This is a genomic window from Paenarthrobacter sp. GQ52 (assembly GCF_059759005.1).
The window spans coordinates 14,514-33,790 of record NZ_JCAXEJ010000029.1 but is presented as its reverse complement, the minus strand read 5'-3'; the positions used below and the strand labels follow the sequence as shown (position 1 = coordinate 33,790).

At 64.1% G+C, this 19,277-nt stretch carries 20 protein-coding genes; 4 read left to right on the top strand and 16 right to left on the bottom strand.

Features of this window, described 5'->3' with window-relative positions:
* Positions 1-150: 150 nt before the first annotated feature.
* Genes AC6CH8_RS22245 through AC6CH8_RS22235 form a run of 3 tightly spaced genes read right to left on the bottom strand, consistent with a single transcriptional unit; the run spans position 151 to position 2,113 of the window.
* The gene (locus tag AC6CH8_RS22245; RefSeq protein ID WP_420179620.1) at positions 151-726 is read right to left on the bottom strand and encodes a DUF3618 domain-containing protein; all 576 of its coding nucleotides are present in this window, start codon (positions 724-726) and stop codon (positions 151-153) included.
* Entirely contained in the window at positions 723-1,154 is a 432-nt protein-coding gene (locus AC6CH8_RS22240; RefSeq protein WP_402938534.1) for a phage holin family protein, read from the bottom strand. Before AC6CH8_RS22240 ends, AC6CH8_RS22245 begins: the two co-directional genes overlap by 4 nt.
* Positions 1,151-2,113, bottom strand: coding sequence for a hypothetical protein (locus AC6CH8_RS22235; RefSeq protein ID WP_420179619.1), 963 nt, complete (start codon positions 2,111-2,113; stop codon positions 1,151-1,153). Before AC6CH8_RS22235 ends, AC6CH8_RS22240 begins: the two co-directional genes overlap by 4 nt.
* A gap of 183 nt (positions 2,114-2,296) precedes the next feature.
* On the opposite strand from AC6CH8_RS22235, the gene AC6CH8_RS22230 reads away from it, so the two are divergent.
* A complete protein-coding gene (locus AC6CH8_RS22230; RefSeq protein WP_498192390.1) occupies positions 2,297-3,379 on the top strand; it encodes an FUSC family protein in 1,083 nt (360 codons plus the stop codon).
* A 3-nt stretch (positions 3,380-3,382) separates the two neighbouring features.
* On the opposite strand, the gene AC6CH8_RS22225 is transcribed toward AC6CH8_RS22230, so the two are convergent.
* A complete protein-coding gene (locus tag AC6CH8_RS22225; RefSeq protein WP_498192389.1) occupies positions 3,383-4,417 on the bottom strand; it encodes an NAD-dependent epimerase/dehydratase family protein in 1,035 nt (344 codons plus the stop codon).
* A gap of 10 nt (positions 4,418-4,427) precedes the next feature.
* The gene (rfaE2, locus tag AC6CH8_RS22220; RefSeq protein ID WP_498192388.1) at positions 4,428-5,978 is read right to left on the bottom strand and encodes a D-glycero-beta-D-manno-heptose 1-phosphate adenylyltransferase; all 1,551 of its coding nucleotides are present in this window, start codon (positions 5,976-5,978) and stop codon (positions 4,428-4,430) included.
* 145 nt (positions 5,979-6,123) lie between these two features.
* On the opposite strand from rfaE2, the gene AC6CH8_RS22215 reads away from it, so the two are divergent.
* Positions 6,124-7,299 (top strand): glycosyltransferase family 9 protein, encoded by a 1,176-nt coding sequence (locus AC6CH8_RS22215; protein ID WP_498192387.1) that lies wholly within the window; start codon positions 6,124-6,126, stop codon positions 7,297-7,299.
* On the opposite strand, the gene AC6CH8_RS22210 is transcribed toward AC6CH8_RS22215, so the two are convergent.
* The 7 genes from AC6CH8_RS22210 to AC6CH8_RS22180 form a co-directional block, all read right to left on the bottom strand.
* A complete protein-coding gene (locus AC6CH8_RS22210) occupies positions 7,265-7,960 on the bottom strand; it encodes an SDR family oxidoreductase (RefSeq protein WP_091464488.1) in 696 nt (231 codons plus the stop codon). The two genes, AC6CH8_RS22215 and AC6CH8_RS22210, sit on opposite strands and share 35 nt — an antisense overlap.
* Positions 7,961-7,990: 30 nt before the next feature.
* Positions 7,991-9,418 (bottom strand): PfkB family carbohydrate kinase, encoded by a 1,428-nt coding sequence (locus tag AC6CH8_RS22205; protein WP_498192386.1) that lies wholly within the window; start codon positions 9,416-9,418, stop codon positions 7,991-7,993.
* Positions 9,415-10,062: a D-sedoheptulose-7-phosphate isomerase gene (locus AC6CH8_RS22200; protein WP_498192391.1), complete on the bottom strand. Its 648-nt coding sequence runs from the start codon at positions 10,060-10,062 to the stop codon at positions 9,415-9,417. Before AC6CH8_RS22200 ends, AC6CH8_RS22205 begins: the two co-directional genes overlap by 4 nt.
* Before the next feature lie 62 nt (positions 10,063-10,124).
* Positions 10,125-11,393, bottom strand: coding sequence for a glycosyltransferase (locus AC6CH8_RS22195; RefSeq protein WP_498192385.1), 1,269 nt, complete (start codon positions 11,391-11,393; stop codon positions 10,125-10,127).
* Complete coding sequence (locus AC6CH8_RS22190; RefSeq protein ID WP_498192384.1) at positions 11,390-12,439, bottom strand: glycosyltransferase; 1,050 nt, start codon at positions 12,437-12,439, stop codon at positions 11,390-11,392. Before AC6CH8_RS22190 ends, AC6CH8_RS22195 begins: the two co-directional genes overlap by 4 nt.
* Entirely contained in the window at positions 12,436-13,524 is a 1,089-nt protein-coding gene (locus AC6CH8_RS22185) for a glycosyltransferase family 9 protein (protein WP_498192383.1), read from the bottom strand. Before AC6CH8_RS22185 ends, AC6CH8_RS22190 begins: the two co-directional genes overlap by 4 nt.
* The gene (locus tag AC6CH8_RS22180) at positions 13,521-14,075 is read right to left on the bottom strand and encodes a D-glycero-alpha-D-manno-heptose-1,7-bisphosphate 7-phosphatase (protein WP_498192382.1); all 555 of its coding nucleotides are present in this window, start codon (positions 14,073-14,075) and stop codon (positions 13,521-13,523) included. Before AC6CH8_RS22180 ends, AC6CH8_RS22185 begins: the two co-directional genes overlap by 4 nt.
* Before the next feature lie 86 nt (positions 14,076-14,161).
* Here AC6CH8_RS22180 and AC6CH8_RS22175 point away from each other — a divergent pair, with 86 nt between their 5' ends.
* Positions 14,162-15,124, top strand: a complete 963-nt coding sequence (locus tag AC6CH8_RS22175; protein WP_498192381.1) for a glycosyltransferase family 9 protein — start codon at positions 14,162-14,164, stop codon at positions 15,122-15,124.
* A 7-nt stretch (positions 15,125-15,131) separates the two neighbouring features.
* Here AC6CH8_RS22175 and AC6CH8_RS22170 read toward each other — a convergent pair whose 3' ends face one another.
* Positions 15,132-15,908, bottom strand: a complete 777-nt coding sequence (locus AC6CH8_RS22170; protein WP_498192380.1) for a sigma-70 family RNA polymerase sigma factor — start codon at positions 15,906-15,908, stop codon at positions 15,132-15,134.
* A gap of 142 nt (positions 15,909-16,050) precedes the next feature.
* Here AC6CH8_RS22170 and AC6CH8_RS22165 point away from each other — a divergent pair, with 142 nt between their 5' ends.
* A complete protein-coding gene (locus AC6CH8_RS22165) occupies positions 16,051-16,791 on the top strand; it encodes a GAF and ANTAR domain-containing protein (protein ID WP_420179603.1) in 741 nt (246 codons plus the stop codon).
* A 37-nt stretch (positions 16,792-16,828) separates the two neighbouring features.
* On the opposite strand, the gene AC6CH8_RS22160 is transcribed toward AC6CH8_RS22165, so the two are convergent.
* From AC6CH8_RS22160 to AC6CH8_RS22150, 3 genes are all read right to left on the bottom strand, one after another.
* The gene (locus AC6CH8_RS22160) at positions 16,829-17,224 is read right to left on the bottom strand and encodes a DUF1761 domain-containing protein (RefSeq protein WP_091464466.1); all 396 of its coding nucleotides are present in this window, start codon (positions 17,222-17,224) and stop codon (positions 16,829-16,831) included.
* Positions 17,225-17,304: 80 nt separating this feature from the next.
* Positions 17,305-18,189, bottom strand: a complete 885-nt coding sequence (locus tag AC6CH8_RS22155) for a helix-turn-helix domain-containing protein (RefSeq protein ID WP_498192379.1) — start codon at positions 18,187-18,189, stop codon at positions 17,305-17,307.
* 128 nt (positions 18,190-18,317) lie between these two features.
* Positions 18,318-19,163: an HAD family hydrolase gene (locus tag AC6CH8_RS22150; RefSeq protein WP_498192378.1), complete on the bottom strand. Its 846-nt coding sequence runs from the start codon at positions 19,161-19,163 to the stop codon at positions 18,318-18,320.
* Positions 19,164-19,277: the final 114 nt, after the last annotated feature.

Genomic DNA, 19,277 nt, shown 5'->3' with positions numbered 1-19,277 from the left:
GAGTAAAGACACCTTGCGGGTCAGTTGGGTCACGAGTCACATCCACGGGGCGGAACGGCCTGCACCCATCCTGCCAGCCAGTCCCAGACCAGCCACTGTCAAGACTCACAGTTGGGTCAGCGCGTACTTAGGTTGGTTCAGCGCGGCAACTTACTGGTTGCTGACGTTGTCCTTGGCCGTGTGTGCGCGGTCCTGAACGTCGGCTGCTGCTGCCTGGCCCTCGTCCTTGACGTTGGTTGCGGCTTCAGTGGCGCTGTCCTTGACGTTCTGCATTGCGTCCTGTGCAGGCTCGCGCAGGTGCTCGGCAACTTCCTGGGCAGCATGGCTGAGCTCATCCGTGAGCGGCTGGGCCGCTTCCTTCAAAGCCTGGGCAGCCTCGCGTTCCTTGTCCGACGGTGGAATCAGGGCCGAGACCAGCAAGCCTGCACCGAAGGCGATGAGGCCGGCGGCCATCGGGCTGCCCTGAGCCTTGCGGGTGATCACCTGAGGGGCGTCGCCGATGTCCGAAACCACGTCGGAAACGGCGTCTCCAGCCTGGTGAGCCGCGTTGCCGGCGCGGTACTGGACGTCATCCCGGGCGCCGAAAACAGCCGTCTTGATCTTGTCCACCCGGCGGTTGACGATGTGCGAAGGCGTAACTTTGTCAGCCACGGCATCAACATTGGTGCTCAGCCGCCGGCGGGTTTCTTCGATATCGGCGCGCAGGGCGTCGGGGTTCTGCGTCATCGTGTCTCCTCAGTGTTTGGTTTCAAAGCGGGAGGTATTTCCTTGACCGTCTCAGCGGTCCGGGGCATGCCCTTGATCGCATTCAGCTCCTTGCGGCCCTTGGCGGCCAGGACAGCCGCGACAATTCCCCAGATGACCGCAACAATCAGTGCGGACCATCCCAGACCAACGAGCTGACCCAACGCCCACCAGAGGGCGATGGACAGAAACAGCACAGTGATGTGGCCGGCGTAGGCAGCACCGCCCAACATTCCCGCGCCCTTGCCGGCCTTGGTGGCGGAATCTTTAATCTCCGCTTTCGCCAGCTCCACTTCCTGGCGCATCAACGTGGAGACGTCGCGCGTCAGGTCGCTCAGCAGCTCACCAAGGGGAAGGTTTTCCGCTTTCTCATGGGCTGTTGTGTGAGGCAGGTCGGCGGGACTGCTCATCGGGGACCTCCATACTGGGGGTCATCCGGATCAAGCGGTCCTGCAAGGGGGTCGCCCTGGGCCTTGACTCCGCCAGCGTCGGTCTCCGGGTAAGGGAGCGTCGATCCGTCGTAACCGCCCGTGGTGCCGGCGTCGTAACCCGTGCTTGCTGCGCCCCCGGTTGCTGCCCCGGTGGTGGTGGCCGAACCGTAACCGGCGGTGGTGGTCGTCGGGCCGGGAAGGTCCACTGCCGGCGGCGTTACAGCGCCACCCTGTGTTGGGTAGTAAACGGCCCGAGGTGTCTCCGTCGTGGCTGGAGCGCCACTGGCGGAGGTCGAATCAGAAGCGTTGCCTGCCATGCCACGTCCCAAGCGGCCTGCAAGGACACCGGCCCCGGCAGCGAGCAACAGGAACGTACCCGGCTTGCGGCGCGCGAAACCCTTGACTTCGTCCAGCAGTGAGCCGGGGTCCCGACCCTCCAGCCACTGGGCGATGGAGGAAGAACGCTGGGCTGCCTGCTGGACCAGGTCCGTGGCAACACCACCGTTCTGGCTTGAGTTAGCCATGGTGGACAGTTCGTCGGAGATGGACCGCAACCCTTCGGCAACACGCTGCTGCTGGACCTGGGCTTGGTCTGTCAGTTCACCCTTGGTCTGCGTGAGCAGCTGGCGCGCGTTCACCTTGACTTCGTGGGCTACATGGCCGGCCTCGGACTTGGCAGTGTCAACCACACCACCGGCAGCATCCGATACGGCTCCAGCCACTCCCGCAGCTTCCTCCTTGGCGGTATCTACCTTGCCGGAACTGGCAGAACCGGTTCCTGAACCAGTGGGGGTTCCGCTGATTCCGGTGGTTCCGGCAGTTTGCGTTTCAACGTCCGGCGAGTCCAGGTAGCTTCCGGAAAATGGCTCGGTCCCTGCATGGGCTCCGGTCCGTGGCGCCGCGAAGCTTCCGTCCTGCGGCGATTGGCTCTCAGTCATTGTCGCTCTCTTTCCACAGTTGGCAGGCTGCGGACAGCAGCCGGGATAGTAAGTATCGTTACTATCAATGGGTGTGTACCCGCTTGCTGCAGTTCTAATCACCCATATTTTCAAAAGATGGCATGCCCCACTTTCATCGCTTTCCACTCGACACGGGAGCACTTACCTGCCAACGTAGGTCTAATGAGCCAACTGCCCACGAGGCGACGGCTGATTCCCGCGCTTCGAAAAACCGTCACCCGCCACCGGCTCCTGTTCGCTGCCAAAACGGCTGTTGCAGCAGGCCTCGCCTGGTACCTTGCACCCTTTATGCCCGGCCCTGCCGCGGCCTATCCGTACTATGCCCCGCTGGGTGCCTTGGTGAGCATGCACCCCACAGTGGCCGACTCCGCCAAGCACGGACTGCAAAGCCTGGCAGGGCTGGTGTTGGGCATCGGCATGGCCTTCGCCATCACCACCGTCGCCGCGCCTACTGCGCTGGCTGTTGCAGTGGTGGTGGGACTTGGCGTGCTCATCGGCGGCCTTCCCCGGCTGGGCACTGCGTCTGAATGGATTCCCATGGCGGCACTGTTCGTGCTGGTGCTGGGTGACTCGAACGCCGAAGGTTTCTCGTTCGCCTACGTCCTTCAAATGGCCTTGGGCGTCACCGTCGGATTTGCGGTGAACTGGCTAATATTTCCACCCCTGCACCTGGACGACATCGATCCCGCCATTTCCGGGCACCAAGGTGCCTTATCCCGCCAGCTCAAAGACATGGCTCGAGCCATGGAGGAGTCGTGGCCGCCCGACCATAAGGCTTGGGCAAGCCGCAGCGACGAACTCTCGCTCACAGCGGCAGCTGTGCGAACGGCGGTCCACCAAGCTGAGCTGAGCGCCAAAGCGAACCCCAGGTCCCGTCGTCGTGCGACCCGCCTGCCCAGCGACCTCGCTGGCCTGCGAACCCTTGAACGGCTCACTTTCCACGTCCAGGACATCACCGATGTCCTGGCTAGCGCCATTTGGGAAGAGGGCGCCGGGACGGTCATTCCGGACGCCGTGGTGGGTCCGCTTTCCGATGCCTTGGAGTCCGTGGCAGGCGTGGTGGATCACTGGCGGGACGCGGAGTCCGGCGAGCTTGCCAACCGTTTGGCACGGGCGAAAGACGGCATCAACGCCCTCAGCGATGCCGTGGCCGAGGCGGCTGCTGACCAATCCCCGGTGAACGCTCCGGCATCAGTGGCCATGAGCCTGCGCCGCATCCTGACGGTGGTGTTGTCGTCCGAGTGAGGGCTAGCGCGGCTTCAGCGGCGGCGAGCCCTTCCGGCCCTTTCCTGCACCGATCCCGTCCAGCATTTCCGCCAGTGACTCCAACGAGGAATGCTTAGGCGACCAACCCAGCAGTGCGTGCGCCCGGGCCGTGTCCATGATGGGCGCGTTGGCCGCCATGTCCACCCAGCCGCCGTCGGTCACCTGCAGACGGAGTCGCCAACTGACCTCGACGACGGCGCGCAGCAGCGGCAGCGGGAACGGCATCACCCGCCGGGCGTTGAAAATCCACGCCAAGGCGTTGGGGTCTATGACCGGCTCGGCGGCGATGTTGAACGCACCTTCCGCCTTGTGCTCCAACACACGCCAGTAAGCATCAGCGACGTCGGCCGTGTGGGCGGCTTGGAACACCATCTCCTTGGGGACGGCAAGCAGCGGAAGCCACGGCTTACGCGGAACGAGTCGAGGCAGGACACGTCCCAGGAAGTAGCGGCCAACCTCACTCCCGCCACCTGCACTGAACATCAGCGCGGGGCGGAGCCGGGCCACCACTATGTGCGGATTCTCCTTAGCGAAACCGTCCAGGAGCCTTTCCTGTGCCGCCTTGTCCACACTGTAGTGCGAGCTGCGGATGCCATCCGTTGGCCAGTCTTCCTTGGTCCGTTGGTCCTTGGGAGCCGGCGAGTACGCCCCTACGGATGACGCGCACACGACGTGGCCCACTCCCGCTTTGCGCGCGGCGGCCAACACGTGGGCCGTTCCTGCCACATTGGTCCGGCGCAGCATCTCCCGGTCATGGTTCGGTTGGATCAGCCACGCCAGGTGAACCACGGCATCGGCTCCCGCCAAAGCTGCTTCCAGCGCGGGTTGGTCCTCGGTGTCGCTGATGTCCAAGGTGTGCCACTCCACGCCGTGATACGGAGCGGCGTCCGGATCCGGTTGCCGCCGGACGACGCCCACAAGTTCCAGATCCGCGCCTTCTTCAGAGCGTGCCCTCTGGAGCCGTTTCAGCAGTTCCGTGCCGCCGTGTCCTGTTGCACCGATGATCGCAATACGCATGGCTGCTTCCTCAGGTCTGCGGGGCTTCGCCCGTGGAACGGATACGTTCCAGGACCGCTGTAGTGGAGTGCTCGGGCACGTAATCCAGGATGGTGACTGTGCCGCCGTAACGTTCCACCGCTTCGGTTTCCTGGAGCATCTCCGGCGTGTAATCGCCGCCTTTGGCATAGACGTCGGGGCGCAGGAGCTCGATGAGCGGAATGGGGGTCGGGGTATCGAACACCGTGACATGGTCCACGCAGCTCAGTGCGGCGATGACTGCCGCGCGGTCGGCCTCGTGGTTGACCGGCCGGTCCGGGCCTTTGAGCTTCCGCACGGACGAATCACTGTTCAGCGCCACCACTAATACGTCGCCCAGTTGCTTGGCCTGGTTGAGGTAGCGGGTGTGACCGCGGTGCAGGACATCGAAACACCCGTTGGTTAGCACAATCCGCTTGCCCTCGCTTCGGTGCTCTTCCACGTGCCGGGCCAACTCAGAATCCGTCAGTGCTGTATCGGCGAACCCTCGCAGATGATTTGCTAATTCGTCAGTGGTGCACACGGAGGTACCTGGCCGATGCACAACAACATCGGCTGCCGCTTGAGCCAGGTCCACGCTGGTGGTCAGGGGCAATCCGGCAGCACGGGCGATAGTCAGCGCCGCCACGAAAGTATCGCCGGCACCTGAGGCCTGCTTTTCCGCTTGCGGCCGCGCCCAAGTGCGGTGGGTGGCCGGTTTCCGGGAATCGCCGTTGGGCCGGATCGTCAGTGTCCCTTCCCGGTCCAAAGTCACGACGACGGCGGCCGCACCTGAGGCGCGCAGGAGCTGGTCGGCGTGGGCTTCCACAAAGGGGCATCTGGCGGCCCCTCCGGGAAACTCGGTCCCGAGCAACCGGGTCGCTTCCTGCGCATTCGGGGTAGCAAGGTCCGGCTTGAGTTGTGCCCAGCGTCCTGGATAGTGGGCGTCCACTACTACCAGCGTGTCCTGCCGGGCCTTGGCGGAGCCGGCTTCCGAGCCCTCACTTTGCGGTCCTAGATATTCGAATATTGCGTCCCGCACCGCACCTTCCAGGGCGCCGGCACCGTAGTCACAAAGGACCACGGCTGACGAGCCGGGAAGTGCTTGCGGAATGGCAGCGGCCATCTCGCGCATGCCACCCACGGGGACCTCATGGGCGGCATCGTCCAGGCGAAGCATCACCTGCCCGCCACTGCTCACGCGGAATTTTGTGGTGGTGGTCATTCCGGCATGGGACACGACGTGCGATACGTCCACTCCTGCCGATCTGAGTTGCTCAAGGAGCGTGTGGCCGCCGGAGTCCTCGCCCACCAGTGAAACGAAACGAACGTCGGCCCCCATCGCGGCGAGGTTCATCGCCGTGTTGGCGGCACCGCCCGGGGCGAAGTCCCGGCGCTGGACCTGGACCACTGGGGCTGGGGCTTCGCGGCAGAACCGCTCAATGGTTCCATCCCACCAGCCGTCAAGGATGGAATCGCCGATGACCGTCACAACAGGTCGTTCCTCGGCCAAGCGGCCCGGCAACCAGTCAGCCAGACCTTCTTGATTGGATAGGCGTGCCATGGGGTACCTTCCGGTTGGGCAACAGTTTCCTGTTCCCCTCAGGTACCCCTCGGCACGCGCTTCACACGCCGGGCCAGGGAGTTTCACAGCAAAGAGCGGGCCCGGAACAGCGCAGGGCAGCGTTGGCAGCGAAAGGAAGCATCCCATGGAGAATCCGCTGATGAACGTGAACCTCGGAGTTGGACCAGTACTGCAAAAGTTCAGCGATGTGAAGCAGATAGCGGTCCTCCGGGGTGGCGGATTGGGCGACCTGATCTACACCTATCCCGCCCTTAGCGCGTTGAAGAATGCATACCCTGGTGCCGCAGTCACGCTTCTGGGCACCCCGATCCACGCGGCAATGGTGGCTGCGACGGAAGGTCCGGTGGACGACGTCGAACTGCTCCCCGTGGCGCGCGGCGTTCACGACGGTCCCCGTAACGGCGAGCGCTTTGAGGATGACGCTGAGGACGTGGCGGCACAGGAGGCCTTCTTCGAGAAAATGCGGGCCAGGGGGTTCGATATTGCGTGCCAGATGCACGGTGGCGGCCGGTTTTCCAACCCTTTCGTGCTCCGTCTGGGGGCGCGGCACACTGTAGGTACCCGCACCAAGGACGCGGAGCCGCTGGAACGCAACCTGGACTACGTCTATTACCAGAACGAGCCGGACCGGTGGCTGGAGGTGGCGGGCCTTGCGGGAGCTCCCACCATCATGTCCCCTCCCCTGCTCCCCAAGCCTGAGCATCAGCAGAACATCGTTGGACTTAGGGATCCACAGCGGGCATCGCTGGTGGTGGTCCACCCGGGTGCCACCGATCCCAGGAGGCGATGGCCGGCGTCGAACTTTGCCCAAGCCGCCGCGGGCGCAGCAGCGGAAGGAGCCCAGGTATTGATCGTGGGAGACCGTTCGGAGAAGGCACTGGCCCAGGAGGTGGCGGAACTCGCAGTCCGCCACCTCCCGGAGTCAGACCGCCATGCTGTGCGTTCCGTGGCTGGCGAGCTGGAGATTGGAGACCTGGCCGCGCTCTTGGCGGAGGCAACAGTGATGTTGGCGAGCGACAGCGGCCCCCGGCACCTGGCCCAGGCCTTAGGGACTCCGACAGTGGGTATTTTCTGGGTGGGAAACGTCTTCAACGCAGGACCGCGCGGCCGGAGCATGCACCGCATCCATATGTCCTGGGCGACGCAGTGCCCGCGATGCGGAGTGGATATCACGCAGGTGGGCTGGACGGCCCCGCACTGCGGCCACGACGAGACCGTGGTGAGCGGCATCGCCGTGGCCGACGTTGTTCAGGACGTGCTGGACCTTACGGCCACGAGCCTTCTTCTGCGGGGCAGATAAGGAGTTCGCGGACCTCGCTGCCGAATGGCTGGGACAGGGCGAACACCACAGCCTGTGCCACGTTGGCGGGATCGTTGAGCTTGGAATCGTCCTGAGGCTTGTATTGCTCGTCCCGGTCGTCGAAGAAGTGGGTCTTCATGCCGCCCGGGATGATGGTGGTGACGCCGATGACGCCGCCTGTTTCTGCGGCCAGTGCACGGCTGAAGCCGATAACTCCGAATTTCGAGGCGCAGTACGCGGTTGCGTCCGGCAGCGCCCTGAGGCCCAGTGTGGAGGCGATGGTGATGGCCCGGCCGCGGGATCCCTTCAGATACGGCAGCGCTGCACGGACTACGGATACGGTGCCCAGGAGGTTCACTCCGATGACCTTTTCCCATTCCTCTGCCGGGACGTCGCCCAACTTGCCGCAGCGGTCGATGCCGGCCGCCGTCACCACACCGTCCAGTCCGCCAAGAGTTTCGGCTGCCTCTTTGACGGCAGCTTCCACGGCTTCACGGTTGGAGACGTCCACTTCCAAGGCTTTGGCCCCGGATACGTTGCTGACGTCGCGGTCGAAGACAAAGGGTGTGCCGCCGGCGTCGCGGATGGCTTCCACGATCGCAGCGCCAAGGCCGGAGCCGCCTCCAGTGACGATGACGCGGCCGGGTGTTTGCGTGTTCATGCGGTTCCTCTCGGTTGATCGGTCTTGTTGTCAGCTGACCTTGGCCAGTGCTGCGGCCAGGCCGCTGGTGGAGCGTGCCGGGTGGAAGGGCACAGTGACGCACCGCCCTCCCCAACCCGCAACCAGGCGGGCTTCCGGCAATTCTTCGGGGGTGTAGTCGCCACCCTTGACCCAGATATCTGGCTGTATTTGGGTGAGACAGGCTTCGGGAGTGTCCTCGCCGAAGATCACTACCGCGTCAACGCATTCGAGTGCCAGCAGCAACTCCGCGCGGTCCTCCACGCTGACGATTGGCCGGTGCGCACCTTTGAGCCGCCGCACGGATTCGTCGGAATTCAGGCACACGATGAGGCAATCCCCCATGCTGCGCGCAGCAGCCAACGTCCGGGCGTGGCCGGCGTGGAGGAGGTCAAAGCACCCACCGGTGGCCACCACCGTGCCGCCTTTGGCCCGCACAGCTTGGGCCAGTTGGACGCCGTCCGGGTGCAGGTCTCCGGTGTCAACCAGTTCCAGGCCCTTAAGTTCGACGACGGGACTCGGTTCAGGTGCGGGACTCGCCTCAGGCGCTTCAGCCACCACCGCGAGCGCAGCCGCTCCCCCCGCTGCGAGGAAAGCGGATGCGTCCTCCACTGCCCTGGTGGATGCCTGGACGAGGTCCAGTCCGAGCCCCAAATGCACGGCGAGGCTTCCAGCCAGGCGGTCGCCGGCTCCACAAGGATCGCTGACGGTGGTCTTGGGCGCGGGAATGCCATGTGCCGGTTCACCGGCTGACAGCAAGAGCGCCCCGTCCTCGCCCCTGGTTACCAGAACTGCAGCACTTCCCCATTTTTCGCGCAGGTACTGGCCCGCTTCTTCGGCACCTGTGCGGGACGGTTCCAACCCACCCGCCTTCGCGGAGGCCAACGCCTCGGCCAGGTTGGGCGTCACGACGGCGACGCCCTCCACAGGCTCGGAACCGGCAGGATGAGGGTCCCACACCACCGGGACGCGATGGGCGGCTTCGCTTAGCGCAGCGCGAATGTCAGTGTTGGCGGTGATTCCGCGACCGTAGTCAGCCACAACGATGGCGTCCGCCGTAGCAATAGCTGCGAGCATTTCGTCCGTACTGGACGGCACAGGGGCCGGCGCGCATCCTTCATCGAACCTGACCATCGGATGCGTCCCGATTCGCACTCGGGTCTTGGTAGGCGTCGGGGCGAGCGGGACTCCGGCGAGCACGGACACTCTGGCCAGTGCGCGCCTGAGGTGGCTGGCGCCGTCGTCGTCCGATACCGCGGTGACCAGTGCGACGTGGTGACCGTCCTGCGCGAGGACGGTAGCCACCAGTCCGGCACCACCTGCACGACGCCGAACATCGGCCACGTCGACTACCGGCACCGGGGCGTCGGGGCTGAGCCGGGTGGCGGCCCCGTTGATGTCGACGTCGAGGAGGACGTCGCCCACTACCGTGATCCTCATGGTTGACCCCCTCCGGAGGTAGCCGCGCCGTACGATCCCGCCCGCCTGGCGACCTCGGCATCGAAGGCCCGGCATACGGCGTGGATGGCGATGAGGTGACCTTCCTGGGCGTTTGCGGAGATGGCGTCAACGGTGATGGCTTGATCGCAGGCGTCAGCCAACGGGTTGGGGCCGGTACCGGTGAGACCCCACGTGATGATGCCGCGTTCCTTTGCCGCACGCGCGGCTTTGAGTAGGTTGGGGCTGCGGCCGCTGGTGGAGAGAAGAATGAGGACATCACCTGCGCGGCCATGGGCACGTACCTGGCGGACAAAGACTTCCTCGTAGCCGTAGTCGTTGGAGAGGGCGGTAACGGCGGAGGATTCTGCGTGGAGCGAGATGGCAGAGAACGGTGCGCGTTCCTCGTCGAACCTGCCCACCAGCTCGGCAGTGAGGTGCTGCGCCTCAGCCGCTGAGCCGCCATTGCCGGCAGCCAGCAGGCGTTGACCGGAGAGCAGCCGCTTGGCGAGTTCGGTCCCCCATTCGGCTAAGCGCCCCGACTGCGAGCGCAACGACTCCAGCGCGGGCAGGACGTTGTCCAGGTGGGTGGTGACCTCGGCGTGATGGGTGGAATTACTGGTGTCCGGGGACCATCGGGCCGGCAACGTGTCCGGGACGGTGGACTCATTGGCTGCGAGGCCTTTGATGGTCAGAGGGCCGTTGATAGTCACAGCGCCGTTCCTTCCAGTGGTTCCAGGCCTTCGTCGGCTTGCCGGGACAGGCCGGCCGCCAAGACGGATCGGTAGGCTTTCTCGGTGTCTGCTGCGATGCGTTCCCACGAGTAGCGGGAGCGTGCCCTGCGTGCTCCGGCGCGGCCCATGTCGGCGCGGAGCTCCGGATCTGCCAGCAATTTTCCGAGTGCCTCAGCGAGGGCTTCAGGGGCACGGGGCGGGACATGCAGCCCCGTTTTCTGGTCCACCACGGTTTCCCTGAGCCCGCCCACGGCCGCAACTACCACGGGCACTCCGCAGGCCATGGCCTCGAGGGGCACAATGCCAAATGGCTCATACCAGGGCGTGCAAACCACGGCGTCGGCGCTCCGGAAGATACCCGGCATGGCATCCCGCGGGACCTGCCCGCGCATGGTCACCTTGTCCTCAACGCCGAGCTCTTTTGCCATTGCGCTGAGCCGTTGCGCTTCCGGATCTTCTTCGAGGTTGAGGGCATCGCCGGAACCGCCAACAATCAGGAGCTCGACGTCGTTGAAGCCCGCCTCGGCCAGGAGGGGCAGGGCCTGGATGATCAGGTCTACTCCCTTGCGTTGCACGAGGCGTCCCACGCTCAGGATCCGATGCGTGCGGGTCCGTGGTTCGGCGTCGGACGTTCCGGGAAAAAGGGTGAGGTCCACACCGCAGGGCGCGATGGAAATCTTGGACCGGCTGATGCCCAGGGTCTTGAGTTCGAAGACCTCATCCGGGCAGGTGGCAATGACCCAATCGGCGGTGCGGCCCACCCACGGCTCGAGCCATTCCCTGGCGGGTGGGCTGGTGTCCGCAGCGCCCTGGTGCCTGCGTTTCACGGATCCGAGCGCATGGAATGTCTGCACCACGGGAACAGGGTCGGATGCTCCTGCCCTCCGGGATGCCTGGATGGCAGCGAGGCCGGACATCCAGAAATGGGCGTGCACCACGTCCGGTAGCTCACCTGCCCAGTCCGCGCAGATGCCGTCGGCCAGCTCCCCCATATACGGCAGGAGATCGTCCTTGGGGATGCGTCGGGCCGGACCCGCATCCACATGAACCACCATGAGTCCTGGCCCTACGTTCACCTTTGCGGGGAGACCGGGGTCGTCGCGGCGTGTGTACACAGTGACCTGGTGGCCGCGATCTGCCAGAGCTGATGAAAGTGCCGCCACGTGGACGTTCTGCCCACCGGCGTCAACGCCTCCCAAGGCAGCCAGCGGGCTGGCGTGTTCGGAGACCATGGAGATTTTCATGGGTGCGTCCTCTCTGTGTCATGGCTAGCGGAAGCTGTACCGGGTTGCGGGTGGCTTCCCCGGGGCGTGCTCTTGGGGAGTTCAGTCAGGAGTTGGTCCCAGGCCCTGAGAAACTTGCCCAGTCCGTAGCGTTGCAGCGCAGCCTCGCGCGCGACGATGCCCATGGCGTAGGCGTCGTCGGGATCGTCCAGGAGCCGTCGGGCGAACTTCTGGAGATCGTCGACGTCGTTGGAGACCAGGCCTGCGCCGTGCGGAATGGCGCGAGTTGCCTCGGTGGTGGCCAGCGCCAGGACGGGCATGCCAAGGTGCATGGCTTCCAACAGGGCCAACCCCAACGAGGTCCAGCGGAGCGGGTGGAGGTACAGGCGGCAACGGGCCAGTTCCTGGTGGAGTTTGGCGGCGGGGACATCGCCGGAGATACGCAGCCGTTCCTCGCTGAGACCAAAGCCTTTCAGGTTCAGTGCCTCCGGCAGAGCCTCGGTACCCATGCCGAACACCCGCAGTGGCCCCACACCGGCAAACCCCGGCAGCAGGTCCGTCCCTGTGACCCGTCCGCGCCGGACAGGCTCGTTGACCACCACACCCATCTCTTCCCGCTCACCGGTGTACAGGTGCCCCGGGTCCGGAATGCCGTGCTCGATCACCGTGGTGGTCGCCGTGCCCGTGTCCCAGAAGAGCTGGTTGAAATGGGTTACGTGCACCACCGGAATGGTGGTCTGGTCTGCCAACGGGTGCAGCGTGAACGGGACGTCGCCCTTGGGGGTGTTGTGCTCGAGGTACACGGCGGGAAGGTCCACGCCCGGGCGGCGGCCGAGTGTCCGGGCCACCGCTGCGATCTCCTCGGGCCGCTGCAGAACTACGGCATCCACGCTGTCCGGATCGAGGCTTTCCAGGTTCACTTCCTGCGCGGCGGCAGGCCACTCACGGCCGCCTCGCCCCAAACCCCACGCGCCGCCGTCGGACGATTTAGGGAGCAGGTACTCATGCTGGCCCCGGACAAATGCCTCCATCCATCCGCCGTGGACGTGCCACACCAGGATCCTCATGGTTTCCAAACCTTTCGTCGAGTGGACAGGGAGGACACGCCTCCCAGGAGCCTTTCAACAGCTTCGACAACCTGCTCCGGGGTTACCGAGCTCAGGCAGGGATGCCCGGGGACCGGACATACGCGGGCGCGGGTGTTCTTGCAGGCCGCTTCCTGGTCTCCCAGCAGTTCCAAGGGGACGCCGTAGGGCGCCCATCGGATGGCCGGAACCACCGGGGCGAACAGGCACACCACCGGAGTGCCCACGGCTGCCGCCAGATGGGCGGGACCGGTATTGCCGGTCACCACGACGGCGGCTCCCGCCAGTACTGCTGCTAGCGTCCTGAGGTTGGTTCCGCCGCCGAGGTTCATGGCGGAGGGGCCGGCCACTGTTGCAGTGAGTGACGTTTCGCCCGGGCCGCCTGTGACCACCACCCGGTGCCCGTACGCTTCAAGAAGTTCCACGGTGGCAGCATGGTGCAGTGCGGGCCACGCCCTGGCTGGGGCGGCGGCTCCGGGGTGGACCACGATGTACGGGCCATCATCAGCCAACTTGTCGGCTACCCCCTCAGGATCCGGGCCTGAGGTGATGCGCAGCTTTCCGTCGTCGCCGTTCGGCAGCACATAGCCGCCGGCCTCCGCAATGGTGAGCGCCCGGACCGCTTCCGGCTGGTCCTCCGGAAAGTCTTCGCCCGGTTTGAGCCGGACGTCCAGGAGTGAGCCTGCGTAGTCCGTTGATGCGCCCGTGATCTTTTTGACGCCTGCCAGGCGCAGGAGCATGGCCAGCGGAAGCGGGGACTGGTGGAAGGACGTAAGAATCACGGCTTCCTGAATCCGTGAACTGCGGACAAACTCGATCAGGCCACTGGTCATGTCATCCGTGACCGGAGGTGCCGGGTTCACGATCCACGGGCATGCCCACGTGTGCACCTGGGTCACTCCCGGCAGCATTTCCGCAGCGCTGGCTCCTTCGGGGCCGCAGAGCAGGACCACATCGTTGGGTCGGCTGCCATCGGGCCGGCTTCCGTTCGCGACAGCGCGCAGGGCAGGTCCCGAAAGGAGGACGTCCCCCATGCTGTCCAAACGGGCTACCAGGACGCGGCTCATACACGGGCATCCTGTTCTTCCAGTGCCCCGGAGAGCAGAAGCTCCACTGCATGACCCAGGTCATCTGCAACAACGCCGGCAGCCTCGATTTCCTGCGGTCGGGTTACTTTAGTGGGCACCAGGACGGCTCTCGCACCCGCCGCGGCGGCCGCCTCCATGTCAGCCCCGATATCGCCAACGAAAGCAACCTCCGCTGGCGTGATACCCAAGGTGCTGCACGCTCCAAGAATCATGCCCGGAGCGGGCTTGCGGCAGTTGCAGCCATCCTCCGTTCCGTGGGGACAAATTTCCCACACATCGAACGGACCCAACATCTGCTCCACCCGCTGATTGACGGAGTGCATTTGCTCCAACGTCAACAGCCCACGCGCCACGCCCGACTGGTTGGTCACCACTCCCGTGGCCAGTCCCGCCCGGCGTACTTTTTGCAGCGCTTCAAGGGCGCCATCCATGGGCCGCACCAACTGCGGATCGCCGTTGTATGGCACGTCAACAACGAGTGTTCCATCGCGGTCAAACAGGACCGCCTTCAACGTTCCGGTTCCTCCCATACCCGCAACGTTCCCCAGTTCTCCGGACACTAAACAGTGCGGCCCTGAGAAGTTTCGTGCAGCTAGACTCCTAGCGGGAGGCCACTATGGACGCAGCTTTGGAAAGTCACAACACCAACGATCAGCCCTTGCTGCTTGCCCTGCGCGCTTTGAAACTTGGCGACCTCCTGGTCGCGGTTCCGGCGCTCCGTGGGTTGCGGCGGGCGTTCCCCGAACACCGTATTTTGTATGCTGCGCCGGCGTGGATTGCCGAGGCTTTAGATCTTGTGGGCGGCATTCATCACCTGCCGACACCTGGGCTCGATGACCCCCTGACAGTCCCGCGGGGCGCCGTGGATATCGCGGTGAACCTCCATGGGAATGGCGCTGAAAGCCGTTTGCGGATTGAAGAACTACAGGCCAACCGCGTGGTGGCGCACGCTTCCACCGGCACTGACGGACCTGAGTGGACCACCGGCATCCCGGAGCGCGAACGCTGGACCCGGCTGCTCAACTGGCACGGTATTGATGCCGATCCCCTGGACTATCGGCTGAACCGTCCCGCCGTTCCTTCGCCGCGCCCGGGGGTCACCGTGATCCATGTGGGCGCGGCCTATGGCAGCCGGCTGTGGCCGGTGGAACGGTTCGCGGACGTTGCCGTGGAGCTCGCTGCAGCGGGGCACGAGGTAGTTCTCACGGGCGGCACCTCCGAGCGCGGGCGCGCTGAGGAGACTGCTGCCTTGGCGAAGCTCAAGGGAGCAGATCTCGACGGCGGGCTACTGGCCGGGCGTCAAGGTCTCGCCGAGTTTGCGGCCACCATCGCTGAGTCACGGCTGGTGATCTCAGCCGACACCGGCGCTGCACATCTGGCATCAGCCTATGAACGTCCCTCCGTAGTTCTGTTCGGCCCTGCGCCCGCGGAAGAGTGGGGACCGCCGCCCGGACCGCACGTGGTGCTCACCGCCGTCGAACTCCGCCGTGGTGATGTGTTTTCCGCCGATCCTGATCCCGCACTGTTGGCCGTCAGCGTTCGTGACGTTTTAGCCGCAGTAGAGCGGCTGGGCGTCTAAAACATCATTACAGGGCGGTCCCGTCCTGAAGCTGAGCTTCTTCGTCCAGCAGTTGCGTTTGGAGGGAAACGAGGATTTTCGAGAGCTTGCGCGACACCTGCATCTGCGACATTCCCAAGGCTTCGGCAATGGTGGACTGCGTTTCCTCGCGGTAATAGCGGCGGTAGAGCAAGTGCCGGTCCTCGGCGCTCAGATCACGGATGGCATTGCGCAGGGCCAGCACGTCCTCGAGCCGGTCCGTCGGGCAACCGAAAGCAGAAAGCGAGCCTTGGAGGCCATCTCGCCCCTCGGATGCCGGAGCATCCAGGGAATCCGGTCGCTTGCTGGTGCCGGCCATCAGCGATTCACGCACTTGGCACGGCTCCAGGCTTAGATCTTCCGCAACCTCCTCAGGAGAGGGCGTGCGTTGCAGCGTTTGGGTCATCTCCTCAGTCCGGGCCAGCACCTGGCGGCGGACGTCCTGGATGGTGCGGGGTGGGCGCACAACCCAGCAATGGTCGCGGAGGTAGCGCTTGACCTCCCCGGCGATAGTGGGGGCGGCGTACGCGGGGAAACTAACGCCCTTGGACTCGTCGTAGCCGCGCGAGGCCTTGATGAGGCCCATGTACGCGACCTGCCTGACGTCGTCGAGGTCGTGAGTGTGGGCAGAATATCTGGCGGCAATGGACTTGGCCAAGTTGAGGTGATCAAGTACCAGGCTGTCCTGGAAGCTTTGCCGGATGCTGCCTTCCGGTTTGCAGGCAGGGGGCCTGGTCTGGACGGTGAGAGGTCGGGTTTGACGCATGGGGCTTCAATCCTTAACCAACTAAATGGGGGTGAGCCCACGGCAAGACTCCTTAAAAAGAGAAGCACACTTACTATTAGCTTTCAACGGGTCCACGGGGTTAGTCTCGAAAGGTAGCCATATCCACGGATCGGAGATCCACATGGAAGACCCCCAACTCGCTGAGCCGACTACAGTGGTGGCCGATATCCAAGACCTGCTGCTCGATACCCCGGACGTTGAAGCGTTCCTTGAGGAGTTGGCCAGGCACTCGGCAGGCATGTTCAGCACGCCCGGAAACGAGGTTTACTGCGGCATCACGCTGATGCGTCATCGCTCGGCCGGGACGGTGGCAAGCAGCGGCGAGCGCGCCCGCATGCTCGACGAACTGCAGTACGACTTCGCCGACGGACCGTGCCTCCGCTCCTGTCGCGAAGTCACGCAAGTGCACATTCCCGATTTCGCCAAAGACAACACGTGGCCCGAATACAACAAGTTGGTCACCGAACACGGCATCCGGTCCGTCCTGGCTGTGCCGTTCCCCCTTAGCGATGACGCTGCCCGGGCGGGACTCAACCTCTACTCCGAACACGCCAACGCCTTCGATCAAGCCGCTGTGCAACGCGCCAACGACTACGTACAGCAGGCATCCAAAGGCCTACGCCTGGCGGTTCTCATCGCAGAGCACAGCCAGACCGCCAACAACCTCCGGGCAGCGATGGAATCCCGCACTGTGATAGACGTGGCAACGGGAATCATCATCGCCCAGAACCGCTGCACCCAACAGGAGGCGATGGAGCTCATCAAGAAGGCGTCCAGCAACCGGAACGTTAAGCTCCGGGTGGTGGCGCAGGCCATTGTTGAATCCGCAGGCGGCGGGCCTGTTCAGACCTATTTCAAGTAGCTTTCCTGCCCTTTTGTTGCGGGCGGCTGACCGGGCGTCAGCCCTGCATCGCGCCGATGATTGCGCCCATTGCCGTGAAGGTGACTACGTTGTAGCTGGCGTTAATCGCGAACAGTGTCAGGCTGCGGCGTTCGAACAAGTAATTAACGCCCAGTGCTGTTGCTACCCATCCCAGTCCAGCGGCCAACCCGGCAAGGGTTCCGAATGCGAAACCACCGCGGCCAATGAACGCCGCCAGAAACACGGCCATCACCAAGGCAAGGATGAACGAGCCCACGAACACCCGTGCCGTTCCGGACTTCAGTTGCTCATCGCTGACACCTGCGGCCTTTTGCCACGGCTTGGCGAACAGCAGCGAGTACCACAGCCCACCCACCACGAAGGTGGCGAGCGCGGCCAGAAGCACGGCGAGCCAATTGATCTGAATGTCCATCGGTGTCCTCTCAAGGGCGGGCAGTTCCTGAATGGACAGTACGTCTGTCAGCCCCCACGGTCTTGTAAAAATCCCGCACGCTACCCGATTACTTCCTCAAGCGGGACAAAAGTGGCGTACTCCGCCCCATAGTTCTGCACCACCTGCAGGTACTCCGACGGCGTGAATCCGCTGAACCGCCTGAACGCCCGGATGAGGTGCGGCTGATCATAGTAATCTGCCAGGTGGAGGAGCTCACGGCCTGGGACTGACCCTTTCGGGAGGGCGGCCGCCTGCTTCACGATCCTGTTGAAGCGGCACACGTCCGAGTACGCCTTGGCCGTGGTTCCACAATCCCGCATCATGATGCGTTCCAGCGTGGACGTGCTGATCCCCAAATCCCTGGCAAGCACGCTGATTTCCACGTCCTCTTTCGCAAGGGTTTCAGTTGCCTTTTGTGTCCTGGGATCTGCTCCGTAATCGGGTCTGAGACGGTGTTCGAGGAAGGCGGTCAGGGCCGCGAACGCCTGCTCCGGTTCCGCGTTGGCGAGGCTCTCACGCAGGTCCGAAAAGCCCGGTAAGAGACTTTCGGCGTCCACCACACGGTTCTGAAAACCCGACGGCGGCAGGCTGGTGAACGCCGCCAAGCCGTAAGGAGTGAGTCGGGCACCGACGTTGAAAAGATGGTCCGGGTTTTCGCTGATCAGGTAGCTGCGCTGCAAACCGGCATAGAAACCGGTGGAAACTTCCGTCTCCCTGCTGGTTTCCTGCTCGCCCGAACCGTTCAGGTCGCCGGAACTGTCCGGCCCGTCCCCGCGGTCCGGCGGGCTGATGAGGCGGTACGGGTCGGACAAATTCAGAATCAAATGCGCTTCGGGCCCGGGAAGAATTTTCTCGTATCTTGCCTGCGGCTCAGCACGGACCAGCCACAACCGGGTAACGAACGGCTGCAGCCCTGGCGGTGGCGGGCACTCTTGATAGAACACAGGCTCAGTCTAGGCAGGTCACCGCCACAGATCCCGCCCTTGTTCGAAACCCCCGGCGCTTAGCGGTGAGGGTAACGAACAAGAGCCGGTCCGACCGCAGCGATGAGCCCGGCTAAGACGAGTGGCAGTTACAGCAGGCTACGCAAAACCTGCGCCGCGCCGTCGTCGAGCACTGAAGCGGTGACTTCATCCGCAACGGCGATCACCTCGTCAGGGGCCTGACCCATGGCAACGCCGCGGCCAGCCCAAGTGAGCATCTCGATATCGTTGCGTCCATCGCCAACGGCCACTGTGTTGGCCAAGTCCGTGCCGAGCTTATGGCGCAAGGCCTCCAAGGCACTTGCCTTGGTGACGCCCTCGGCTGCGATGTCCAGCCAAGCAGTCCATCCCACCGAGTACGTCACACCGGAAAGTCCGATGTGCTTGATGGCCTCGTTGAACTCGTCCGAAGTGTTCTCGCTGCTGAAGACCACTACGCGGACCGCAGTGGAATCCAACATGGTCTGGAAGTCGACGCCGATGGACTCCATGCCGAAACTGGCGTCCTGGAAGCGCTCCGTGGAGAGGAAGTTCCCGTCCTCATCCTCCAGCGCGTACTTGGCGTTCGGCAGCCGTTCCCGCAAGGCCTTCAGGGCTGGAGCGGGATCGAAAGTTGCCTTGTGAATGATCTCGTAGCCCTTCTCCAACGACGGATCCAAGCGAAGGGTCACGCCGCCGTTGCAGCACACGGCGAATCCTCGCTCGAGGCCAATCTGCTGGATGATGGGAAGTGTGGCATTGAGCGAGCGGCCTGTGGCGATCATGACGTCGTGGCCGCTTGCCACCACGGCTTGCGCAGCGGATCGAACAGCCGGCGACATGTGGCCGTCGTGGTCCACGAGTGTGCCGTCGACGTCCAATGCGATCATGAGCTTGTTGTTGTTATTTGGCTGGTCATCGATGCCAGCAACTGGAGTATCAGTCAAAATAGTCATGCATACAGTAGAGCAGACACCCCAGACACTGAACTAGGACGGGCGCCACAGCTGTGGATTAACGGACGGTGAATAGTGATACTGCTGCTCGTCGTTGTCCCTATTTCCCGCACT